The organism is Paenibacillus sp. FSL W7-1088 (assembly GCF_037969855.1).
Taxonomy (GTDB): domain Bacteria; phylum Bacillota; class Bacilli; order Paenibacillales; family Paenibacillaceae; genus Paenibacillus.
In genome coordinates, this window is record NZ_CP150216.1 from 425,656 (window position 1) to 446,746 (window position 21,091).

Consider the following 21,091-nt stretch of genomic DNA (forward strand, 5'->3'; position numbering starts at 1 on the left):
CGTGTGGATGCCCGCCTTCTTTATCAATTGTTTTACTTCAAGGCGTTCATGATGTGGTTTTGAACACCACGATCAATCAACAGGCCGATATGGGTCACCCCGAAAATGCGAATATTGTTCGCCCCGTTCAGTGGGGATAACGTATTGTTTACAATTAAGTCCGACGTACTGTAGATGGAAGTATATGCAATGCCGGTTGGTGCCGATCGGGCTACAAGCCGGTTGGGAGAGCCGAGTGTAATAACCTTGCCTATATTTTTGCCACCACCGAGGTTGTTGATATAATACAGGGTGTTGGCCCCGCCCATGCTATGGGCAATAATATCGACCTTGCTGGCGCCGGTCTTACGCAGGACATCATCAATATAGGAGGATAACTGGCGTGAATTGGTGATATTGTTTCCTGACTTGTCCAGGAAATCGATGGCGTACAGGTCACTTCGGGAATAGCCTTCGTTTATTAGTGCTCTTTCGATGCTGGCAAAGTTAAATCCCGCGCCTCCAATACCGTGTACAAGTACAATGGGATTGCGCCCATTGGCAGCCGCTGCTTGCTCCGCACCGGCAGGGATGGACAGCAAAGATAACGAACTAAGGAAGAACAGACAGGTTAAGACGCAACGTAGAACAATAGATTTACTCATTATTAATACCCTCCTTTGGAATGTATATCCATATTTTCTCTCTTAATCTATCATTATTTGTAATTAAAAGGAATAGTGTGGTAGTAATAAAATTTAAAATAAATTTTGAGGGGAATAAATACATGCTGGTTTTGGCTGGGATGGTCGCTGTAATTACGGGAATGATTTCGCTGATCCATATTCTATTTGGATTGAAGGATTTAGGGGAAGGCATGAGACTGTTGGTCAACATGTCAGAGTGTTTATTTTTTCTATCCTTGCTGTTCATCTTAGTGAAAAGTGGGAAAAAGCTTTTATAGCTAATAACGTACATAAAAATATTACCATTTCATTAATTGGATTATTAAACCATAAGTGGTAAGGTGAATGTATGGAATTTTGATTTAATTAAAAGGAGGAGTATGATGCGTAGATATTCATGGTTAGCAGGTGCGATGGTACTCTCATTCATATTGATTACAGGCTGTAGTAATTCTACTGCGGATGAAGGGACGACTGAACCGGGCGTGACTATACCATCCGGGCAGGAAGATTCATCCGGCAATGGAGGAGGAAGCACGAGTGAGGGAACAAAGGAGGTCCCACCTGCTTCGGAGAGTGATGAGAAAGCAATGCTTACAACCGCTGATCTATACAAAAAGGCTGAATTCACAGTGGACAAATATGATGAAGAGCACACAATGACTCGAGAGGCATTGGAGGCCAAAGGAGAGATTCTGAAGCCGTTCCTGACTTCAAGATATTATGTTGCAAAGATGGCTGATCGTAATATTGCACTGCCGCTTCAGGTTGCGAACAAGGAGAGCGTTACGCTGCACCCGGAAGATATGAGTTTCAGTGTGAAGGAAAATAGAGGAGACTCGCTCCTGATCACTTACACGTTAAACTTGATTCTCACCGATAAGAACGGCCAGGAATCTCGAAACATTCCACTCGAAGGAGACATTACGTTCCTCCAGGAGAATAATCAGTGGCTCATACAGGATGATACTTACAATATTAAGGAGCTTCAGAATCTGGTGTATAAGTAAGTACGAGAATAAGGATGCGGGGGAAGAAAATTGCTAACGAAACGTAGACGCGAGTTATTGCTTCACTCTGTATGTATTTCCGTAGGTTTCTACTGGAATAACGTCGTTGTGGATCATTAGCCTGTGCATTCCCGGGTAATCCTACCTAATAATGTGCAAACATTAAGTTAGCGCCGTAACATTCTGAGAGCTGATGCATTACTATACCAGAAGAGAGATGCGAAAGATCGCATCTCTCTTCTTATGTTCTCTGCCCAGATAAGCATTGAGCAGATATGGGGAAAATCGAAATGATATTTCAAAAGGTAATACACTTCTGATTCAGCAGCTTCACAAATCGATCCAGCGCGCTGCTGACGTATCGATCTTCGCCACGGACAAAGGTCGTTGTGGTATGTGTGAATCGTTCAGCCAGATCGTATACCGAGAACTCATCCGGTTTCTTGTGAATTACGCTGCAAGGCATAATGGTAAAAGCAATTCCTGACTCCACACAGCTAAGCAGGTTATCCATCGTGCTGACTTCAATCATATTGCGAGCAGACAAACCTTCTTCCTGCAAATATTCCTCCGTAATTTCACGGTAAGGGCAGCCTTTTGGGAAAACGACCCACGAAACCTGACACAGGCTTTCGGGGGGGACGTCCATCCGTTTCGAGATGATATGCACCGTGTCCTGCATTTCATATTCCACTTTCAGACCCTCTTTTACACACGCACCACTAATAAAGGCACCATCGATCTCATATTCCTGTATTTTCTTGCGCAGCACTTTGGGTGAAGTGGCATTCACAAGTGAGATGGAAACCTCGGGATAGGTCACTTGGTATTCATTGAGAATTTCCATGAATCGGCTGGATGCAGCCGTCTCCACAATCCCGATTTTTAACGTGCCTGAAGGCTCACCGGGATCAGTCATGTCCTGCTCCAGATCGTTTAGCAGGTCACGGATGCGTGTTGCATACTGGACAAACTGTTCTCCTTTGGAAGTCAGCACTACCCCTTTGGGAAAACGGTTGAACAACTGCACTTGATATTCCTGTTCCAGTTTTTTGATGCGTGTGGTGACGTTGGATTGTGCGTAATTCAATTCTTTGGCGGCCTGTGAGATTTTGCCGGACCGTGCCACCGCGAGAATAATATCGATATCCGAGAGTTCCATAGCTCTGGCCTCCTGCTTACTTTTAACTATATATAAGTTTCACTAATGAATATTTACACGGGCACTCCGATGACAGAACAACCTTCCGATCGCTGTTATCTCCAGATTGTTTAGTTAGGTATCTCTATGAGAGATACATCTATATATTTCAATCATTTTACGATATATATATGCCGGCTTACAATATCGTTATCAACAGCGCATTTTTAGAACAATGGAATGTGCAAAAATGCTGACAATGAGAATGACAATGGAGAAGGAGTAGTGATGAAGAATATGTCTACATTACTGAGCCCGGTGACGATCAACGAATGGCATTTGAGAAACAGAATAGTGATGGCGCCTCTTACCCGAGGGTTTGCCAATGATCAGGATGGGACTGCGACGGAAGAGATGGTGGCGTATTACGAGCGACGTGCCCGGGATGGTGTAGGGTTGATCATTACAGAGGGGATTAATCCCTCGTTGGCAGGCAAAGGAACCTATGGCATCCCCGGATTATATACGGCTGAACAGACCGACTCATGGAAGAAAGTAACGAATGCCGTCCATAAACACGGAGGAACCATCATCGCTCAGTTGTGGCATGTGGGCAGACTGTCTCACTCCGATCTGATCGGTACCCCGCCACTGGCACCTTCAAGCATTCCGGCTCAAGGAAGAGTCCATAAATTGCATAAGCCATATCAGATACCTCAAGCTATGAGTGTGCAAGATATCCGGGATAGCATTCAACAGTTTCAAACGGCTGCCCGCAATGCGGTACTGGCTGGATTCGACGGAATTGAGCTGCATGCAGCACATGGTTATCTGATCGACCAGTTTATCAATGAGAAGACGAACCACAGAACAGACGAATACGGAGGCGATATCCAGGGTCGATTGCGTTTTCTGAAGGAGATCATTATTGCAGTTCAAAAAGAAATCAGCGTGGATCGCATATCGGTACGATTTTCCGAGAAAAAAGATGATGACCCTTCCTATGTCTGGGCAGACAAGGCTGGAGTGCTGAACGCCTATCTGAATCTGTTCCGCGAGACAGGCATTACAATCTTGCACCCATCAACAGATCGATACACCACAGTCTGGAATGGGGAACAGAATTTCCATGAGGCAATTCGCGAGCAGTGGGACGGTATCATCATTGGCGTAGGGGACCTTGAGGCAAAAATAGCAGAGCAGGCTGTGCAGAATCGGAGCATTGATTTGGCAGCGTTCGGCAGACCGTTTATCGCCAATCCCGATCTGGTGCAAAAATTGCGTACGGGGCAGCAGTGGGTCGAGTACGATGCCAATGCACATCTGACTATGTTGGTGTGAATGTAGCAAGAAAAGGGCAGAAGCTGATCCTGTGGATCACTCTGCCCGTTGTTTCTGTTTTTGATGCTAACTATGATTAAATGTCTTCCATGCTGTAGCAACTTGCGGAGGGTTGGGTCAGATTGCTCAAACACTTTGTGATAAATCCAGCGGTTCAATTTCACTTTTTCTGGTTGAGCTTTTTTCGATATACCACAGGATGATCATGCACAACGCATAGACCAAGCTGAAGGCCAGAATAATGATCCATAAGCTCCCCATGTCCATGTTTTTGATGAAAATACCTGTCAAGTATGGGCTAAGTGTATAACCCAGACAGCCTACGAACAGCAGCAAGCCGTTAAACCGCCCCTGATGTGTATCCGGCACTCGTGAAGCGATATATAGATTGATATTGGTTTGCACCAGAATCTCTCCGACGGTCCATAGTACCGTAGAGACGGCGACGATGGCGAAATGGGGAAAATAACCCATCAGGCTCAATGCACCAAATCCAATGCCATAGAAGAGCGCACCTGTGGCAATGGAGTTTAGCGCAGTTAACTTACGTGTAACGGATAGGATCAAGGTGGTCAGGATAATGACGCTGATAGCATTAATGGTCATGACAGAGCCGTAATAGGCTGCCCCGTCTTCTCCGAACGAATCATTCATTTGTAGCGGAAGGCTAAACGAGGATTGCATATAAATAAAATAGTTGAGAAATGATACCAAGATGAACAAGGCGACGAGCGGATTTCTCATAAGAAGTGTGAATAAAGGAGTGGGAGGTTGGCTCGATTGTAGATGTGCAGAATTCTTGCTGCCCGTAGACGCCATTACCTTGCTTGTACCGATCTTTACCTGGTTGATGATAATGAAGGTGGATATCAGAAATACAGTGCTAATACTGATAAAGACGATATGGACATGATCCTTGATGAAAAAACCGGCTACCAATGGTCCGATGGCTATCCCCAAATTGGCTCCCAAATACATAAGAGAGAAGGCCGACTTTCGCTCTTTCTCCTCCGTGCACAGTTGAATGATTAATGCGTTATACGCAGGGCGGGTAATGCTGATGAAGAACATGACAGCGATCAGTAAATAGCCAACCGTAATAGTGCCCGACCAGAACGAACAGCATATTATCATTGTGGCGGACAGCAATTGCCCGGTAACGATAATTGTTTTTTTGCCCATAAGATCACTTAAATAACCGCCAAGAAGGACACCTGGTCCACTAATCAAGGCTGCCAGTGATACAAAGATACCTGCACTGACAACATTCATCCCCATCTGTAAAGTCAGGACTAAGGTAATAAGGGAAAACACAAAATCTCCTGCGCTGTTAATCGTTCTGGCTAAACAGAGGTAATATATTTCACGGCTCAAACCCGCGTATGATTTAAATAAAGACAATAATTCCAGCCCTCCCCCATACCACTGTCAATTCAAAAACAAGCCTTTATGGTCCATCCCGCGTTTTATACGGGTTCGGTAACAGTAACTTCAATCTTGAAGCGATCGTACATATTCAGCAGTGTTTGACGCAATTCTTCGAATGAATTCCCTTCCACAATGGCAAAACCCGATCTGGTCATCGTATCGCTCACGTCCCCGGCACGTTGTCCCACTTGATAGGATACATTGAAATCAATGATGCCGGAGATATCTTCATAATCTTCTATCCCTGATATGCTTTGAATCATTCCTGCGCGAGAAGGGAAGCAGATCATACCCGTATATTTATTATTCGTCTGTTGTTTGTTGAACTCATATATTCCAACTTCCAGATCGCTGACTGCCTCGAATAAATCAACACCATGTGTGTTCTTGATACAAGGAGGCATAACATGTGAACCCCCGATTCTTGCACCGATCTCTCCAAATACCACTTCTCCCTCCGAAGTTAGAAAAAGCTCGGCATGTGTTACGGAATGATTAATTCCCAGTGCAGCAATGACCTGTTCATTGACTTCCTTGATGTGGTGAATAAAGTCAGCCTCAGTGCCTTCAGGAAACGTAATGCTGGCAGGTGGCTTCTGCTTAGTAGCAATATCCAAACAGTTATACAGGTATTGGGAAACGGATGAAAATAGAACTTTCCCCTTGGAGACAATAGAATCACAGTGAAACTCTGTACCGTTGATGAACTCCTCCAGCAAGTCCCGTTGCTGCGCTTGTCTAGTATGGTGAAGATAATGGATCAGTTCTTCCATGCTGGACAGTTTGAACGTATTTATACTTCCATATCCGCTGAGTGGCTTCACAATAATCGGGAACCCGTGTATATCAGTGAAACGAATGTAATCCTGTTCATGAAGAGCGATTGCAATGTCAGACGTCCGAATTCCTCGTTGATGGAGCATCTGTTTCATAATCCATTTATTGCGGACGGCTTCAGCCTGGTTGCGCTGCATGCCGGGGATACCAAATTCGGATCGAATCTGGCCGCCGATCTCAATCGCATTCTCACCCGGAGTTAACAACGCTACGATGGAGTGGGAACGTCGGATTTCTATAATGTGTTCCCTGATGTCATCCACGGATTCCAAGTGATCCACGTATCTAATCTCATCGAAGAAATCCTCAAGCAAATCATCATGAAGCAGATTGTGACGTTCAATAATCAGAATTTTTTTGTGATCAGCAAATTTTTTCAAAGGTTTTACGAAGTTTAAGCCTGATGGAAGCCTGAAATCAGATATGTATACAATTGTTTTCATAAATCCTCCTTCAATGAAGAACAAAAATTAGAAAAAGACCATTTCATAACATTATATATAAAAATATTCCATTTTCAATACGGTTTTTGTAAAATTTTTGTTACTTTAAAGTGTTAATTGACAACAGGATTTTTTTGGTATACGATCGTACCGGATTTGAATAAAAGGGAGGAAATAGAAAAAAATGGAGATTACTGAAAGCAAATATGCCATACTGGGAACATTGGGAGACGATGAAGGATTCCTGACTTGCAGCATGCATATCGCTAAGAAACTCAACAACTCTGATATAATCAAACCGTACCCCGAATTTGAAGCGGCCGCGGAAGACTTGAAATCAGGGGAAATTTCCTGCCTATTGGTCCCCGGGGCTTATCCCAAGCTCAACAGTTTCATCATGGATTCCGAATTAGTGGTGTCTGAGAGCTTTGTAGAGAAGATTCCTGCGCTGGTTCTATCCGGATTCCATGCGGAATGTCCTGATCAGATCGACGTTATTTTTCATCATCCGGCAACTACATACTTGTTATCTGAACTCAGTATAATCTATAGAGAGAGCAGCACCGTATCGTCCAACCCCGAAGCCTGCAGGAAGGTCATGCATCACACTGAAAGGTCCATTGCGGTCACGAATCAGCTTTGTGCCGATCATTACGGGCTCGTGACCTACAAGGTATTGCGTGAGGGAATCAATATGCCGTGGGTATGTTTTACAAAAAATGTACAGAGGATGAATGCACTCGTATGAAGAGAATAGCTATTATATTGGATAAAAATTTGGAGATTGGCGCCGCAGCGAATGCAGCTGCCTTATTGATGGGACAAGCAGCCCTTAAAGAGCCGGATTTATATTCTGATACACCTGTACTGGATCTTAGCGGCGTTCAGCATGCAGGCATCCGGTATAGCACGGTTATTTTGAAGGCTGGGGAGAATCAATTGATCCAGTTGGCTAAATCCTGTTCAGCTGACAACGACGAAGTGAGCTATGTTGTGTTTTCACAGAAGGGTCAATCACTCAATAATGCATTCGAACAATATGCAGATGAGATCGCTTCGATGGAAATGGAAGTTACCAAAGTTGTAGGTGTCATTGTGTGGGGAGAGGATGACAAGGTTAGGGCCACAACCAAGAAGTTTAGTGTCATGAAATGATGATGGACAAAGGGCAGAAGCTGATCCTGTGGATCACTCTGCCCTTTGTTTACGTATGGAAGGATGGTTACGGGTTACTGACAACGGTGACTTTCTTTTCCGTTAAGTAGTATACAAGCGCCAGCAGAGGCATCACCAGACCAATCAATGTGGTGAGACTCCAACCTCCATGTGCGTAGGACCAGCTGCCAAGAGATGATCCAATTGCGCCCCCTACAAAAAAGATCGACATAAATATCCCGTTTACCCGTCCTCTTGCTTCGCTTAACGAATAAATGATGCGTTGTCCCAGCACCAGATTGCCCGAGACCGCCATATCCAATGTGATGGCAACGACCACAAGCAAAATAAGGGTAGCGGTAGAGTGACCCTGGAACAGATAGGCAAGCCCAAAAGATGCAACCGCGATCACCATGGCGAGTCCGGTTAAGATGCGGGTTAAACCTTTATCCGCCCATCTTCCGGCAATAGGTGCTGCGATGGCACCCCCAACACCAGCCAGTGCAAACCAGGCAATTCCCTGCTGGGACATGCCATATTCGTTGGCGAGCTGCAAGGGAACTGTAGTCCAGAACAAGCTGAAGGCGCCAAACAGACTGGCCTGATAGAGAGCTCGGCGGCGAAGCATGGGAAATGTTTTGAGCAGGGAACCTAATGACAAAATTAATTGTCCGTACTTCATCGCAGGTTGTGGCTGACGTGCAGGAAGTGCACGTGACAGGAGCAATGTAAGCAATCCGATAATGATTGCCGAGAAGACAAAGACCGCTTGCCAACCGAGCAGGCTTGTAATAAAACTGGCGACTGGCCGAGCCAGCATGATGCCCAGCAGCAGACCACTCATCACATTGCCGACAACCCGTCCGCGTTGCACCTCAGAAGTGAGGTAGGTGGCATAGGGAACCAGAATTTGCGCAACGACTGAACTAATCCCGATGACGAGGGAAGCAGTCAGAAATAATACGGCATGGGAAGAGAAGGCAGCGGCAATCAATGCAACGACCAGAATGATGAGGGAAAAAGTGACCAGTCGCTTATTCTCCAGAACGTCACTGAGCGGAACGATAAACAGCAGGCCAATAACATATCCGATCTGTGTTAATGTCACAATCAGTCCAGCAGCAGCAGAGGAAAGCCCTGTTGTCACGCCGATTGGTCCTATAACCGTCTGAGCATAATACAGGTTTGCCGCAATCAGCCCGCACGCCGCAGCCAAAAGCAAAATCAACCAGCTTGGAACTGAATGTGACTTCACATCAGGTTGTATATCCATGAGTATCACCCTCCACATGTTCTTAAATTATTTTTTATTCAAGTAAATTAGTATTGCAAATTTTGAATTAATAAACGGTGCGTTTACTAATTACAAACATATAATAAACTAAACGTTTAGTATTGTAAATAGGTGTGGGGATTTTTTTTGCATGTCGGAATTAAGGTAAGAACGAAATTGTTTAATGTATCGGTGTTTTAGTATAATGAACGTACAGTTTTTATGAATCACAGATGCATTTGTTGCACCAAGGAGGGCTTATGATGACAGCCAAAAGAGGGCGTCCCCGCAATGTGGAAACCCAGAATGCGATTCTTGCAGCTTCCTATGAATTATTACTGGAACACGGCTTCGGAGCGGTTACGATCGAAAAAATTGCTGAACGTGCTAAGGTGAGCAAAGCAACGATATATAAATGGTGGCCCAATAAAGGTGCTGTCATTATGGATGGGTACATGTCTGCGGCAACGGCAAGATTACCTGTACCGGATACAGGATCGGTATTTGAGGATGTGCGCATTCATGCGAGCAATCTGGTTGTTTTTTTGAGCAGCCGGGAAGGAAAAGTGATCACACAGATTGTCGGAGAGGGACAGTCTGATCCAGGGCTTGCAGAAGAATACCGAACCAGATACATTCAGCCTCGTCGGCGCGAAGCGTGGGGAATTTTCGAAAAAGGTGTAGAACGGGGAGAGTTGAAAAAGGATTGTGACATCGGACTGTGCATAGACCTCGTCTATGGAGCGATGTTCTATCGCATGCTGGTGACTGGCGAAGCGATAGATACTGAATTCGTGCAGCGTTCGTTGATTTCCTTATTTGAAGGGATTAAATCTGGATCATAGAGAAAGACATCTTGGGGGAGGGATAGGGCGATTCGCAAGAATCACCCTGGATACATAAAGGCTTGTGGATGAATGGGGAATGTGTGGAGAATTGAGAACTACACCTGGAAGATCGGTGAGATGGCTGGGGGCCATGAATCGGGAGAAGGCGAAGTGGAAGAGGGAAGAGACTGGTTCAGGATCGGGGGCTCGTTCCATATGAAACTGGGTATTTCGCGTCGTAACACGGGTGCTACATCCTGGGCGAAGCGTTCTACCTGCTCCAGCTGCTCCGCATGGCTGAGTCCATCCACGCTGATGCTCAGTACCTGATGTCCATATGCGGCATGGTAATTGAGGATCTTCTCAATGACCTGCTCTGGACTACCAATCAGTACAGGGCCATGTGCAATGTTATCTTCCAGGTCCTTAAAGGGTGACTGGTTGTGCTGCGCAGCGGCCGTAGCATGAAAGGCCTCATAATAAGGCGTATAACGACGGATCGCCTCTTCGCGTGTATTCGCGAGGTACAGGCTGCCTGCCCCGGAGCCGACCACCGCTCGGTTCGCATCATGACCATAATAATCGAGACGCTCCCGGTAATGATCAATTAACGCTTTATATTTTGCCAGCGGGTGGAAGGAATTAGAGCTAAATATCGGTTCGCCATACTTCGCTGCAAGCTCGGTAGAGCGGGTGCTCGATGCGCTGCCATGCCAGATCGGAATGGACTGCTGGAGCGGTCTCGGCTGAGTGGTAACCTCTTGAAGGGGAGGGCGATACGTTCCCTGCCAGGTTACGTTCTCTTCAGTCCACAGCCGTTTCAGCAGCTCGTAGCGTTCACCGAGTGAATCCCATTGTTCCTCTTCGCTAATGCCAAACAGGGGATAGTGCCGAGGATCATTGCCTTTGCCGATGATCATCTCCAGCCGTCCACCCGATAATTGATCCAGCGTGGCATAATCCTCGGCAACCCGTACCGGATCAAGTATACTAAGAACAGTGACTGTTGTTAGCAACCGGATACGTGAAGTCGCAGCAGCGACGGCGGTCAGCACGACGGGAGGTGAGGAAGACAGAAAAGGTGCGCCATGCCGCTCACCGATCCCATATGCATCGAACCCCAGCCGTTCGGCCAGCTTGGCTTGTTCCAGAATATTGTGGAACTTCTGTTGTGTCGTTAATGATTCACCAGTTACGGCATTTGGAAGATTCATCATGAGACTAAATAAGGCAAATTTCATCTAACCATCCCCTCGGATTGGATTGGAAAAGCACCTGGGTTGTCTAATCCTATGGAAATAGTAGGATATTCAAGCTAGAACTAACTTTACCATGTTGCCCTGCATTCTTCTAATGGATTTTTTCTATAAGGCGGATTAAAGCTGCTCAAACCTGAACAAATGGGCAGGAAATTGCCACGATTTTTATTGACCGCTGTAAAATTTAGGATTAAAATTGTGCATATCATATAAATTCAAATTTTTGGATTTTCATTGTGGAGGTGGGAGACATGGAACCTACAACTACGATACGCTCCTTTATTGAGGACTACATCAGGAAACAGGGCTATACCCTGCAATACTTTGCCGATATATCGGGTGTGAACGCTGGAACGTTAAGTGCGATCATCAAAGGAACGCGGCCAATTGCCATGGCTCAACTGGATCTGATTACCCAAGGCATGAAGCTGGAAGAAGGTCATTTCTATGAAATTTATGGCGCTGAGTGTTTTGTGGAATCTGCACCGCACTGGAGAAGACTGGAGCCTTTTCTGCAACGTTGCGCCGAGTTGGACAAGCTCGAGTGTATTCAGCGGATAATCCAGCAAGTGACGGATGACCGCTCCTATATCTCCGAATTGTTTGAAATGGCAGAAGGCATGCTTGAACGCGGACAAAAGAAAGCGGCCCGCATGTTATATGAATGTGTCGCGGAGTGTGAGAAGTACCAACACTCGGAACGTCTCGCATTGTGCCAATATCGTATTTTCACACTATCTCTGGGTCAGGATCAGCATGAAAATCTCAGGGCAGCCGTGCACTTCGAGCCATATATTAATCGGTTGGATGAAGAGCGGCAGCTGGATGCGATCAAGGACCTGGCGAATACATATTTGGCTTTGAGATATTGGGACAAGTTATTTTCCCTTTCTGATGAGCTGGATCAGAAAACGAAAATTTTACAATTGTATACAAAGAAAAAAAAGGATAAAAATGAGCGATTAACCGCATACCCATTATTTGTATATAGAGCATACTCAAATCTACTTAAATCTGCTGCTTGTGAGGGGCAGGAAAAGTATGAAGACGCACTTTATTATACAGGGGTATATACAGATGTAGTGAATATTCATAATTCTAACGAAGAAGATCGGATATATATATCTAATTTTAAGTTTTGGGCAGAAGCGAACACGTATGTCTATAAATTAATGATGGGTGATCTGAGTATTTTGCCAGCATATGTTGATTTTATCGAAATAAACGAATCAGATGTGCTTCCTGCTATGACTAATATTTTGAAAGTGGCTAATAAATTTGACCAAGATATCAATGAAATACTCCATAAATTTAATGTCCAAATCTATTCGGAAATTGATCAATTAAAAGGTTACACCGATCAGGTCAAGTCGGATATCTATATCACATTTTTATTTGGACAAAGTGTTTATTACCTCAATCGTGGTCAGTACCCTGAGGGCATGAATCAACTTTTATATTGTTTGAAAGAAGCAGTTAAAATTAATAGCCATAAAGAGACTATACATTGTGTAGCGTTATATGAGAGATATAGACACATATCCACTCCAGATCATGCACAACAATATAAAATGATAATGATGGAGGTAGAGCGTAATTATGATAAAAAAGAAAATCGTTTATTTCATCTTGCTTAGTTTACTAGTCGTTAATGTCAGCCAGTTAGGTTCATTTGATCATGGGATCCCTTTTGTAACATCGCTTACGACTACACATGGTGGTGGTATGTTATAGTCTTTAAGTAGTGAATTATCAGGTTTTATAATGGTTTATTTCCGAGATCGGAAATAAGCCTTTTTTGCGCAGATTGACCATTGTAAAATTCAGGATTAAAATTACATTTATTACGAGCTGATGAATCCTTAAGTTAGTTAGGTTGATGGGGGTGGGAGAATTGAAACTTGCACCTACGATACGCACATACATAGAGAATCACATAAGAGAAAGAGGATATAAACTACAGCAATTCTCAGATGTCACGGGTGTTAACGTTGGTACATTAAGTGCCATCCTCAAGGGCAGCAAACCTCTAGCTATGAATCAGTTGGATCAAATCACATCTGGTATGGGGCTGGAGAAGGGATACTTCTACGAAATGTACAGTGTGGAATGTTTTGTCGAAGCCGCACCTCATTGGAGGCGTCTGGAACCGTTCCTGTATCGCTGCGCTGAACTTAACAAGCTAGGTTGTATTAAAAAGGTAGTCTATCAGGTTACGGATGATCGATCGTATATTTCAGAATTGTTTGAAATGGCAGAGAATCTGTATTCCAAAGAAATGAAGGAAGCGGCGCTTATTTTATATGAATGCGTAGCCGCAGGTGAGAAATATCAGCACTCGGAACGGTTGGCGTTATGCCAGTACCGTATTTTTTTGCTTCATAAAACCATGAGCAAATTCGATAATCTGGCAGCAGCGGTCCAATTGGAACCCTATATTGAGAAATTGGATGAAGAAATACAACTGGATGCTGTTAAAGATTTAGCGAATGTTTATAATACAATACATCATTGGGATAAGGTATATGAATTGGCCGAAGAACTGGAACGAAAAGTTGATTTTCAACTTGAACTTCAATCTCGAAGACGCAAAAATAAAAAAAGAATTGCCTTTTACCCCATATTTACATATAAAGCATATGCAAATCTATTGAAGGCAAGTGTCTGCGAAGTACGTAAGGAATATGTAAAAGCTTTGGAATATACAGATGTTTACGTGAATGTTATTGAAATCTCTAATCCAACAGAAGAAGAGCAAGAATTAATAGAACGTTTCAAAGGATGGGCAGAGGGGAATCGGTATTTATACCATTTGATGAATGGGAACCATGAGGTTATTGACCCTTATCTGAATTACCTGGATGCTAATCCACATGAGATTTTAATAGCATTCGTAAATATTGCGCAAGCAGCTAACCAGCACTCACTGGATATTGATTATGCCTTGGATAGATTCGATCCTTATATTAAACAATTCAACACGGATATGCATTTAAAAGGGACGTACAATATGCAGATGTTGAATCATAGATATATACATTTTTATTATGAATTAGCGAAGTACAGGCTCAACCAACAAAGATACGCAACGGGGATCGAAACTTTGCTCACGAGCCTGGAGTTATCATCATCAAGTAACGATGACCTAATGTCCATTAAATCTATTGATTTATATGGTAAATTCAGAAGGCATGTAACGAACCAACAGGAAGAACAGTACAATAGGTTATTAGAGGGCCTGAGCTCGCAAAATTTTGGGAATAGAATTAAAAGCATATAACTACAGAGAGCTAGTATTGTTTGACGTAACCAACTTTACTATGAAGATTTAGTATACAATTTTGCAAAGCATTCTATTATGAATTTTTAGATAAATGTACCCTAAAATTGTTTGAAAAAGGGGTGCATGCTGTGAGAGAAATCAAACAGATCAAAGATCAAATCGAGCAGAATCGGCAACATTTGCGTCGGTTGGTGGAGAAGCATGGCATGCATGATGATAAGGTTCTCAAGCAGTCTATGGTGCTGGATGAACTGATTAATAAATACATTCGACTAAGAGAGAAATACTAATTTGTTAATGCTCTTATCCTCCACTATGATCCACCCACAGGTGGACCTCGTGATCCACCCGTTTGTGGACGCTAGAGCGATGTTCTCCCTGCTATGCTTAAATCATCAAATCAAGCAAATTACAGGGGGAACAACATATGACAACGAGCATGTGGATTCAGATGATCATCATGTTTGCGGTATTAGTATTTACTTCAATTGGACGAAAGCCAGTACGTTATTATCGGTTATTGCTACCTTTCGTTATTATGGGTTATTATGCAGCCAAATTTCTTAAATACATGACTTTTACAGGCAATAATGTGCTGTTTTTGTTGGTGGCTGTGATTGTAGGAGCAATGTTTGGAATGATTGTGCTGGGAATAACGCGTATGGAATTCGATGCGACGGCAGGTAAGTGGTATACCCGAGTGGGGATAGGTAGTGTGGTCGTTTGGGCGGCGGCATTCCTGCTACGCATTGTCCCGGTGGAATGGATTACGCATCATCCGCAGCAAGCATATCACTATGCAATTGAGCATCAATTGGATCTTCAGAATATCGGTCCTGCATTTATATTAATGACGGCTGCTATGGTTTTGGTGCGTGTGGCAGGGATTCTAATCCGCTCCAGAACGAGCAAAGTACAGCATACGATTGGAACATAATTTATAATGGGTTTCTGTCTTTAGTTTTTACGTTAAGGGACTCCATTTTTTCCATGAGTACGATATGTAGTTTGGCGTGAGTGAACTATATCTATATGCGGTAGTTGTGACAATTTTCACGAATTAATGCAAAATGTTGGTTATGAAAATATTATTATGTAAGCAAACATTTTATTTTGCAAAGGAATAAAATATGAATTTTTTGGCAATGTATCCTAAAATGTTTTAAAAAGAGGGGGTGCATGCTGTGAGAGAACCGAATCAGATTAGAGACCAAATCGAACAGAACAGGCATGAGTTAAGTCGATTGGCGGAATATCATGGCATGCAAGACTACAAAGTCCTTCAACAATCGATGGTATTGGACGAACTAATTAATGAATATAATCGCTTCAAATATAAAAAACACTTTATGAAAAGACAGCCGATTGCATAATGCAGTCGGTTTTTTGATGCAATAGAAGAGTAGTCGACTGTAGCGATACAGTCGGCTTTTTTGCGTTTCCCCGAAAGCTGCGCTTCAATCTTGAAATTCCGTACCAATCCCATGGTTGGCAGGATAGCCAACGATCATTAAAACTGGATATGATGACCCCAGTTATATCCAGATTGATCTGTGAAGAGGGATCATACAATGATCGGGAGAGGGGGGGATGAACGGAAATGATGGACAAGGTACAGGGTTATTTCGGAAGAAATATGAATCTGCGCACCAAGCTGCTCCTGTTGTTCCTGGCGTTGACCTTACTGCCGCTAAGCTTGCAGGGAGTGGTGAATTACCTGCATTTCTCGCAGACGATTGATCGCAAGACGGAGCAGTTCACCATTGATATTGTTCGCCAGATTAACACCAATCTGAATCGGCTGCTCAAGGACTTCGAGCGGTTGTCGCTCTTGCCGCTCTACGATCAGATGGTGCTCGGCATTCTGGGCAAATACAATGCTCCGATGGGATCGGGTACGTGGGCGAGGTCCGATGATTACCTGAAAATGAAGCTCTACACGTCCGGTCAGGCGTATGACCGACCGGAAATTCGTGGCATCCATCTGATCAGCAACAGCGGCATTTTGTTCTCCAATCTGGATTCACTGGCAGTGAATCCGGTATGGGACAGCAGGCAGGATGACTGGTTTGCAGAGCTTAACGGCTCGGAAGGCGAATGGCGTTTGCTTCCTCCGCACGAACCCAGCTATTACACGGGCATTCATGAAGAGCCGTATATATCGGTTGCCCGTGAGATTCGTGATCCGGGGACACTCCAGCGACTGGGCTACATCCTGATCGACATCCGGTTGGAAGCTTTCGGTCAGCTCTTGTCCAATCTGAATTTTGAGCAAAATGCGAGCCTGATGATTGTCGACAGCAAGCAGCGGCTCCTATTCGAACGCACCTCAGCCGGAGGCTTGTCCGCATACGACCAACTGTTAACGCATGGCCAGCTTCAAGGCTACGCAGGCAACCAGAAGGTTGTCCTTGATGGGAAGCCCTATCTCTACGTACAGCACCATTCCAGCTATTCAGGACTTTCGGTGATCAGCCTGACACCTATTGCCGTTATTCAGAAGGAATCGGGCGAGATGCTCACGTTTACGTTTGGATTCGCTGTGTTATGTATGGCGGCGGTAGCAGTTCTCGCGGTTCTCTTATCCTACCGCATAACGAGGCCGCTGATTCGATTGAAGCACAATATGATTCGGGTGGAGCAGGGAGACTTTAGCCAGCGCGTAGCGCACTTTAGCAATGATGAGTTCGGACAGATTAGCCGGGGTTTTAACCGGATGATGGAAGAGATCCATCGACTGTTCAACGAGGTATTTCTGTTGGGCATTCAAGAGCGAGAGGCGGAGTTGTCGGCATTGCAGAGCCAGATCAATCCCCATTTTATATACAACACATTAGAGTCCATCAACATGATGGCGGTCCGCCAGAAGCACGCTGAGGTGTCTGATATGGTGACGGCACTTGGTAAGCTGCTGCGTTATACGATTGATAAGGTAGATCGGAGGGTTCCACTTCAGGAAGAATTGGCTTTTGTGCAATCCTATGTACGCATTCAACAAGTACGTTATGACGGCAAGCTGGAGGTAATCTATGACATCGATGAAGCTGTTACAGATTGTCTGATTCCCAAGCTGGTATTGCAACCGCTGGTGGAGAACGCGGTCTACCATGGCATTGAAGGGCAGGCGGATGGCGGGGTGATCTGGGTATCTGCATTGAAATTTGATGATGAGCTGCTGATTATTGTACGTGACAATGGCAAAGGCATGGCTCAGGCGGAGATTGATGAATTAAATGAATCCATTGCTCGGCAGCCTTCCAATAAGGCATTGCGCTGTCATGCGGGGGACAGGCTGGGACTTAACAATATCGCCCAAAGGCTCCGCCTCATGTATGGAGAAGGTGGCAGCCTGAGCGTCGATGGCAGTCCCGGGCAGGGCCTGGCGGTGACAGTATCCATTCAACTTCAACCGAAAGGGGAATGAAGCGCATGTATAAAGTATTGCTTGTGGAGGATGAGACGGTCATCCGTCAGGGACTGAGAGAGCTGATTGTACAGGCGGCTCCTCAGTTCGAGGTAACAGGTGAAGCTTCGAGCGGAGTGGAGGCACTGGATTTTCTGAGATGTGAAGTACCGGATGTGTTGATCACGGATATTCGCATGCGTGAAATGGACGGATTGACACTGGTATCCAAAGCAAGAGATATGTACCCTGAACTGCTGATGATCATCATAAGCGGGTACGGGGAGTTTGAATATGCACGCAGGGCGATGGAGTACGGGGTGTTGAACTATCTGCTGAAGCCGATTGAACGTCATGAACTGGCGTTATGCATCCAAAAAATTCAGTTGCTGCTGGATCGCAGGTACGGCATTTCAACCCTTCCAGTCACGGAGCCATCTGGGAAAGCAGAGCACTCCGGCGGAGATGCGCGAAAGATTATCCGAGATGTGAAGGAGCACATCAAGCAGCACCCCGATGGGGACCTGCGACTTCAGACCATAGCAGCTCTGGTTCATCTGAACCCCACCTATCTAAGCCAGTTGTTCAAGAACGAAACAGGAACCAATTACTCCGAATACATCGCTGAGGCTCGTATGGAACGGGCCAAGTGGCTGCTGGTTAACACAGGACTCAAAATCTATGATGTTGCAAGGTTATCCGGGCATCAGAGTCCTAAGCACTTCATGCTGGTATTCAAGCAGCAGGTGGGATGGACAGCAGGGGAATATCGTGACCGATTCAGCATTTCTTGAAATACCATACCATTTCTGTAATTGACGTGATTTATGAGCGGGCGATGCCTTCGTTATACTTTGGTTGCACATGTATACCACTACGTCCATAAGGGGGATTTTCATGAAAAAAGCAGGACTGATAATGCTACTCTTACTCATGATGGTTGCTTCAATCGGGTGCACAAGCTCCAATTCCGGAAGTGATTCTGGGCAAGCAGCCGGGGAGAATGGAGAGGTTGAGCTGAAATTCATGATGTGGGGCAATCAGGCACATATGGATGTATACAACAAGCTGATCGATGGCTTCACGCAGGAGAATCCAGGCATCAAGGTGACGATGGAATCCGTTCCTTTCGCAGAATACCAGCAAAAAATTTCGGTGCTTGCCGCTGGAGGCTCTCTCCCGGATATCGCCTGGGTATCGGAGCGGATGGTGCCACAATTCAAATCCAATCACATCCTGGCTGATGTATCCGAGTTCAAGGATGATGCCCAGTTCAAGCTGGATGATTATATACCAAGTACACTGGATTTGTTCCGTGATGGCGATCAGCTGCTGGGGCTGCCCTTCTCCACACCTCCAGTGGTCATGTTCTACAATAAAACGCTGTTCGACAAGGCCGGCCTGACCGACCCGAATACACTTGCCAGCCAAGGGCAATGGACATGGGAACAGTTCGAGAAGTCCGCCAAGACGATTACCAGCAAGGAGGCGACCAACCGGATCTATGGCGCCAACTTTTTTCGCGACTGGAAGACCTGGGCTGTGCTCTCCTCGTATTCATGGTCCAATGGCAGCGGCCCGTTCGACGAAGGCATGACGAAGTTCACCTGGAACGATGCTTATGGCGTACAGACCTTTGAACTGCTGGAGCGCATGATGTTCACCGATGAATCGCATCCAAAAGCAGGCGAGCAGGTCAGCTTCGATGCTGGCAATGTGGGCATGTTCTTCGATAACTACAGCTATGTTTCCAAGGCAAGAGAGATTACGGATTTTGAATGGAGTATCGCTCCTATGCCTTCCGGCTCACAGGGCAGCGTACCGATGCTGGGGCAGGCTGGATATGCCATGTTCAACGACAGCAAACATCCGGAGGAAACCAAGAAGCTGTTGAAGTATTTTGCCAGTGAGCAGGGTATTCAGGCGACGGCCACCTATTTTGTGCCTCCGCGTACCTCTGTGCTGAACTCCGATGCGTTCATTAATCAGCCGAATAATCCGAGCAAGGAGCATATTGTGCAGGCGGTGATTAATGAAATGCCAAAAGCGCGCTTGATTCCCGGTCATATCCGTTGGCAGGATATCGACAATGTGGTATTGCAGGGATTTGATCGATTGTTCGCTCGTTCAGCGACACCCGAGGATAATCTGAAGCAAATGCAGGAAGAGATCCAAAGCGTACTGCAACAATAAATCATTTTATAGAAACAGGAGGTGAGCATAGTGGGCAAATTCAAGGAATTGCTTGATCGGAAATCGCTGTCACTTGTGGTCAGCCTACCCGAGAACGACCTATCTTTGGCCCGGGCAGCAATTGAAGAGGGCGCTGATGCACTGAAGGTGCATTATAATGTCGGTCATCGCGCAAGCGGGAATCATTTTGGTCCACTGGATAATTATGCCGAATTTTTTCAGGCGATTCGTAGCGAGTTTGGCGGCCCGCTTGGGGTCGTACCGTCCGGCAGTATTGATGGAGCAAGGCGAGAGGATGTGGAGCGGCTTTCCGGGCTGGGTTTTGACTTCTATTCCATCTATGCACATCACTTGCCGTCCTTCATGCTGGATGATCTGGGGTTGGACCCTACGTTTGCAATCAATGACGAATATGAACCTTCTCTCATCACGTCGGCGGCTCATTACGGCTTCACCGCCCTGGAGGCATCCATTGTGCCTGGGAATGAATATGGTACACCGCTAAGCTTTGCGGACGTGCTCAAGTACCGCCGTCTGGTCTTGCAGGCGCAAATTCCGGTATTGGTTCCTTCCCAGCGTAAACTGGTGCCGGAGGATGTTCGGGTGCTGCACGATACCGGAGTCAAGGCGATCATGCTTGGAGCGGTCGTAACAGGCAGAGCGGAGGAGGAGCTGCGAAGGGCTGTTTACGCCTTCCGTAATGCGGTGGACAATCTGAACCGTCCAGACTTTATAAGTTGAACTAAACATTTACAAGAGAACGTAGAGGACAGAAATAACCTGAAGAAACGGAGTGTTCGCCTTTATCCCCAGATTTCCCCCTTTGTAAAATT

Annotated in this window: 20 protein-coding genes; 14 read left to right on the top strand and 6 right to left on the bottom strand. The window is 45.3% G+C overall.

Annotation, left to right across the window (positions count from 1 at the left end; genetic code table 11):
- Window positions 1-32 precede the first annotated feature (32 nt).
- On the bottom strand, window positions 33-644 hold the full coding sequence (locus tag MKY42_RS02045; RefSeq protein ID WP_179262052.1) for an alpha/beta fold hydrolase: 612 nt from the start codon (window positions 642-644) through the stop codon (window positions 33-35).
- Window positions 645-1,045: 401 nt separating this feature from the next.
- Here MKY42_RS02045 and MKY42_RS02050 point away from each other — a divergent pair, with 401 nt between their 5' ends.
- The gene (locus MKY42_RS02050; RefSeq protein WP_179262050.1) at window positions 1,046-1,675 is read left to right on the top strand and encodes a hypothetical protein; all 630 of its coding nucleotides are present in this window, start codon (window positions 1,046-1,048) and stop codon (window positions 1,673-1,675) included.
- Between the two features lie 298 nt (window positions 1,676-1,973).
- Here the strand turns inward: MKY42_RS02050 and MKY42_RS02055 are convergent, their stop codons facing one another.
- Window positions 1,974-2,837, bottom strand: coding sequence for a LysR family transcriptional regulator (locus tag MKY42_RS02055; RefSeq protein WP_064642768.1), 864 nt, complete (start codon window positions 2,835-2,837; stop codon window positions 1,974-1,976).
- Between the two features lie 276 nt (window positions 2,838-3,113).
- Between MKY42_RS02055 and MKY42_RS02060 the strand changes: the two genes are divergently transcribed.
- The gene (locus MKY42_RS02060) at window positions 3,114-4,157 is read left to right on the top strand and encodes an alkene reductase (RefSeq protein WP_339848233.1); all 1,044 of its coding nucleotides are present in this window, start codon (window positions 3,114-3,116) and stop codon (window positions 4,155-4,157) included.
- A gap of 126 nt (window positions 4,158-4,283) precedes the next feature.
- Here MKY42_RS02060 and MKY42_RS02065 read toward each other — a convergent pair whose 3' ends face one another.
- Window positions 4,284-5,558: an MFS transporter gene (locus MKY42_RS02065; RefSeq protein WP_179262048.1), complete on the bottom strand. Its 1,275-nt coding sequence runs from the start codon at window positions 5,556-5,558 to the stop codon at window positions 4,284-4,286.
- Between the two features lie 65 nt (window positions 5,559-5,623).
- The gene (locus tag MKY42_RS02070) at window positions 5,624-6,865 is read right to left on the bottom strand and encodes an ATP-grasp domain-containing protein (protein WP_339848236.1); all 1,242 of its coding nucleotides are present in this window, start codon (window positions 6,863-6,865) and stop codon (window positions 5,624-5,626) included.
- 184 nt (window positions 6,866-7,049) lie between these two features.
- Here MKY42_RS02070 and MKY42_RS02075 point away from each other — a divergent pair, with 184 nt between their 5' ends.
- Both MKY42_RS02075 and MKY42_RS02080 read left to right on the top strand, forming a co-directional pair.
- The gene (locus tag MKY42_RS02075; RefSeq protein WP_090904072.1) at window positions 7,050-7,613 is read left to right on the top strand and encodes a hypothetical protein; all 564 of its coding nucleotides are present in this window, start codon (window positions 7,050-7,052) and stop codon (window positions 7,611-7,613) included.
- Window positions 7,610-8,020: a DUF2000 family protein gene (locus MKY42_RS02080; RefSeq protein ID WP_339848238.1), complete on the top strand. Its 411-nt coding sequence runs from the start codon at window positions 7,610-7,612 to the stop codon at window positions 8,018-8,020. The genes MKY42_RS02075 and MKY42_RS02080 overlap by 4 nt, the downstream gene beginning before the upstream one ends.
- A gap of 67 nt (window positions 8,021-8,087) precedes the next feature.
- Here the strand turns inward: MKY42_RS02080 and MKY42_RS02085 are convergent, their stop codons facing one another.
- Window positions 8,088-9,293: an MFS transporter gene (locus MKY42_RS02085; RefSeq protein ID WP_339848240.1), complete on the bottom strand. Its 1,206-nt coding sequence runs from the start codon at window positions 9,291-9,293 to the stop codon at window positions 8,088-8,090.
- A 263-nt stretch (window positions 9,294-9,556) separates the two neighbouring features.
- On the opposite strand from MKY42_RS02085, the gene MKY42_RS02090 reads away from it, so the two are divergent.
- Window positions 9,557-10,138 carry a TetR/AcrR family transcriptional regulator gene (locus MKY42_RS02090; protein ID WP_109999324.1) on the top strand — a complete coding sequence of 194 codons (582 nt, stop codon included), beginning with the start codon at window positions 9,557-9,559 and terminating at the stop codon, window positions 10,136-10,138.
- Window positions 10,139-10,236: 98 nt separating this feature from the next.
- On the opposite strand, the gene MKY42_RS02095 is transcribed toward MKY42_RS02090, so the two are convergent.
- On the bottom strand, window positions 10,237-11,361 hold the full coding sequence (locus tag MKY42_RS02095; RefSeq protein WP_339848242.1) for an LLM class flavin-dependent oxidoreductase: 1,125 nt from the start codon (window positions 11,359-11,361) through the stop codon (window positions 10,237-10,239).
- A gap of 269 nt (window positions 11,362-11,630) precedes the next feature.
- Here MKY42_RS02095 and MKY42_RS02100 point away from each other — a divergent pair, with 269 nt between their 5' ends.
- The 9 genes from MKY42_RS02100 to MKY42_RS02140 all read left to right on the top strand — a co-directional run bounded on the left by MKY42_RS02100 (window position 11,631) and on the right by MKY42_RS02140 (window position 20,999).
- Window positions 11,631-13,016 carry a transcriptional regulator gene (locus MKY42_RS02100; RefSeq protein WP_339848243.1) on the top strand — a complete coding sequence of 462 codons (1,386 nt, stop codon included), beginning with the start codon at window positions 11,631-11,633 and terminating at the stop codon, window positions 13,014-13,016.
- A 257-nt stretch (window positions 13,017-13,273) separates the two neighbouring features.
- Window positions 13,274-14,659 carry a transcriptional regulator gene (locus MKY42_RS02105; RefSeq protein ID WP_339848244.1) on the top strand — a complete coding sequence of 462 codons (1,386 nt, stop codon included), beginning with the start codon at window positions 13,274-13,276 and terminating at the stop codon, window positions 14,657-14,659.
- Between the two features lie 131 nt (window positions 14,660-14,790).
- Window positions 14,791-14,952, top strand: a complete 162-nt coding sequence (locus MKY42_RS02110) for an aspartyl-phosphate phosphatase Spo0E family protein (protein WP_111620111.1) — start codon at window positions 14,791-14,793, stop codon at window positions 14,950-14,952.
- 137 nt (window positions 14,953-15,089) lie between these two features.
- Window positions 15,090-15,599, top strand: coding sequence for a DUF1453 family protein (locus MKY42_RS02115; protein WP_090904080.1), 510 nt, complete (start codon window positions 15,090-15,092; stop codon window positions 15,597-15,599).
- 247 nt (window positions 15,600-15,846) lie between these two features.
- Window positions 15,847-16,035: an aspartyl-phosphate phosphatase Spo0E family protein gene (locus tag MKY42_RS02120; protein WP_339848247.1), complete on the top strand. Its 189-nt coding sequence runs from the start codon at window positions 15,847-15,849 to the stop codon at window positions 16,033-16,035.
- A gap of 227 nt (window positions 16,036-16,262) precedes the next feature.
- Window positions 16,263-18,086, top strand: coding sequence for a sensor histidine kinase (locus MKY42_RS02125; protein ID WP_339848248.1), 1,824 nt, complete (start codon window positions 16,263-16,265; stop codon window positions 18,084-18,086).
- Window positions 18,087-18,091: 5 nt separating this feature from the next.
- Window positions 18,092-18,859, top strand: a complete 768-nt coding sequence (locus tag MKY42_RS02130; protein ID WP_339848250.1) for a response regulator — start codon at window positions 18,092-18,094, stop codon at window positions 18,857-18,859.
- 103 nt (window positions 18,860-18,962) lie between these two features.
- Window positions 18,963-20,258: a sugar ABC transporter substrate-binding protein gene (locus tag MKY42_RS02135; protein ID WP_339848251.1), complete on the top strand. Its 1,296-nt coding sequence runs from the start codon at window positions 18,963-18,965 to the stop codon at window positions 20,256-20,258.
- A gap of 30 nt (window positions 20,259-20,288) precedes the next feature.
- Entirely contained in the window at window positions 20,289-20,999 is a 711-nt protein-coding gene (locus MKY42_RS02140) for a hypothetical protein (RefSeq protein WP_339848253.1), read from the top strand.
- Window positions 21,000-21,091 lie beyond the last annotated feature (92 nt).

Bases quoted from the DNA above. Each gene is read 5' to 3' on its own strand.
- MKY42_RS02045 (WP_179262052.1), bottom strand. From the start codon at position 644: ATGAGTAAATCTATTGTTCTACGTTGCGTCTTAACCTGTCTGTTCTTC.
- MKY42_RS02050 (WP_179262050.1), top strand. From the start codon at position 1,046: ATGATGCGTAGATATTCATGGTTAGCAGGTGCGATGGTACTCTCATTC.
- MKY42_RS02055 (WP_064642768.1), bottom strand. From the start codon at position 2,837: ATGGAACTCTCGGATATCGATATTATTCTCGCGGTGGCACGGTCCGGC.
- MKY42_RS02060 (WP_339848233.1), top strand. From the start codon at position 3,114: ATGTCTACATTACTGAGCCCGGTGACGATCAACGAATGGCATTTGAGA.
- MKY42_RS02070 (WP_339848236.1), bottom strand. From the start codon at position 6,865: ATGAAAACAATTGTATACATATCTGATTTCAGGCTTCCATCAGGCTTA.
- MKY42_RS02075 (WP_090904072.1), top strand. From the start codon at position 7,050: ATGGAGATTACTGAAAGCAAATATGCCATACTGGGAACATTGGGAGAC.
- MKY42_RS02080 (WP_339848238.1), top strand. From the start codon at position 7,610: ATGAAGAGAATAGCTATTATATTGGATAAAAATTTGGAGATTGGCGCC.
- MKY42_RS02085 (WP_339848240.1), bottom strand. From the start codon at position 9,293: ATGGATATACAACCTGATGTGAAGTCACATTCAGTTCCAAGCTGGTTG.
- MKY42_RS02090 (WP_109999324.1), top strand. From the start codon at position 9,557: ATGACAGCCAAAAGAGGGCGTCCCCGCAATGTGGAAACCCAGAATGCG.
- MKY42_RS02095 (WP_339848242.1), bottom strand. From the start codon at position 11,361: ATGAAATTTGCCTTATTTAGTCTCATGATGAATCTTCCAAATGCCGTA.
- MKY42_RS02100 (WP_339848243.1), top strand. From the start codon at position 11,631: ATGGAACCTACAACTACGATACGCTCCTTTATTGAGGACTACATCAGG.
- MKY42_RS02115 (WP_090904080.1), top strand. From the start codon at position 15,090: ATGACAACGAGCATGTGGATTCAGATGATCATCATGTTTGCGGTATTA.
- MKY42_RS02125 (WP_339848248.1), top strand. From the start codon at position 16,263: ATGATGGACAAGGTACAGGGTTATTTCGGAAGAAATATGAATCTGCGC.
- MKY42_RS02130 (WP_339848250.1), top strand. From the start codon at position 18,092: ATGTATAAAGTATTGCTTGTGGAGGATGAGACGGTCATCCGTCAGGGA.
- MKY42_RS02135 (WP_339848251.1), top strand. From the start codon at position 18,963: ATGAAAAAAGCAGGACTGATAATGCTACTCTTACTCATGATGGTTGCT.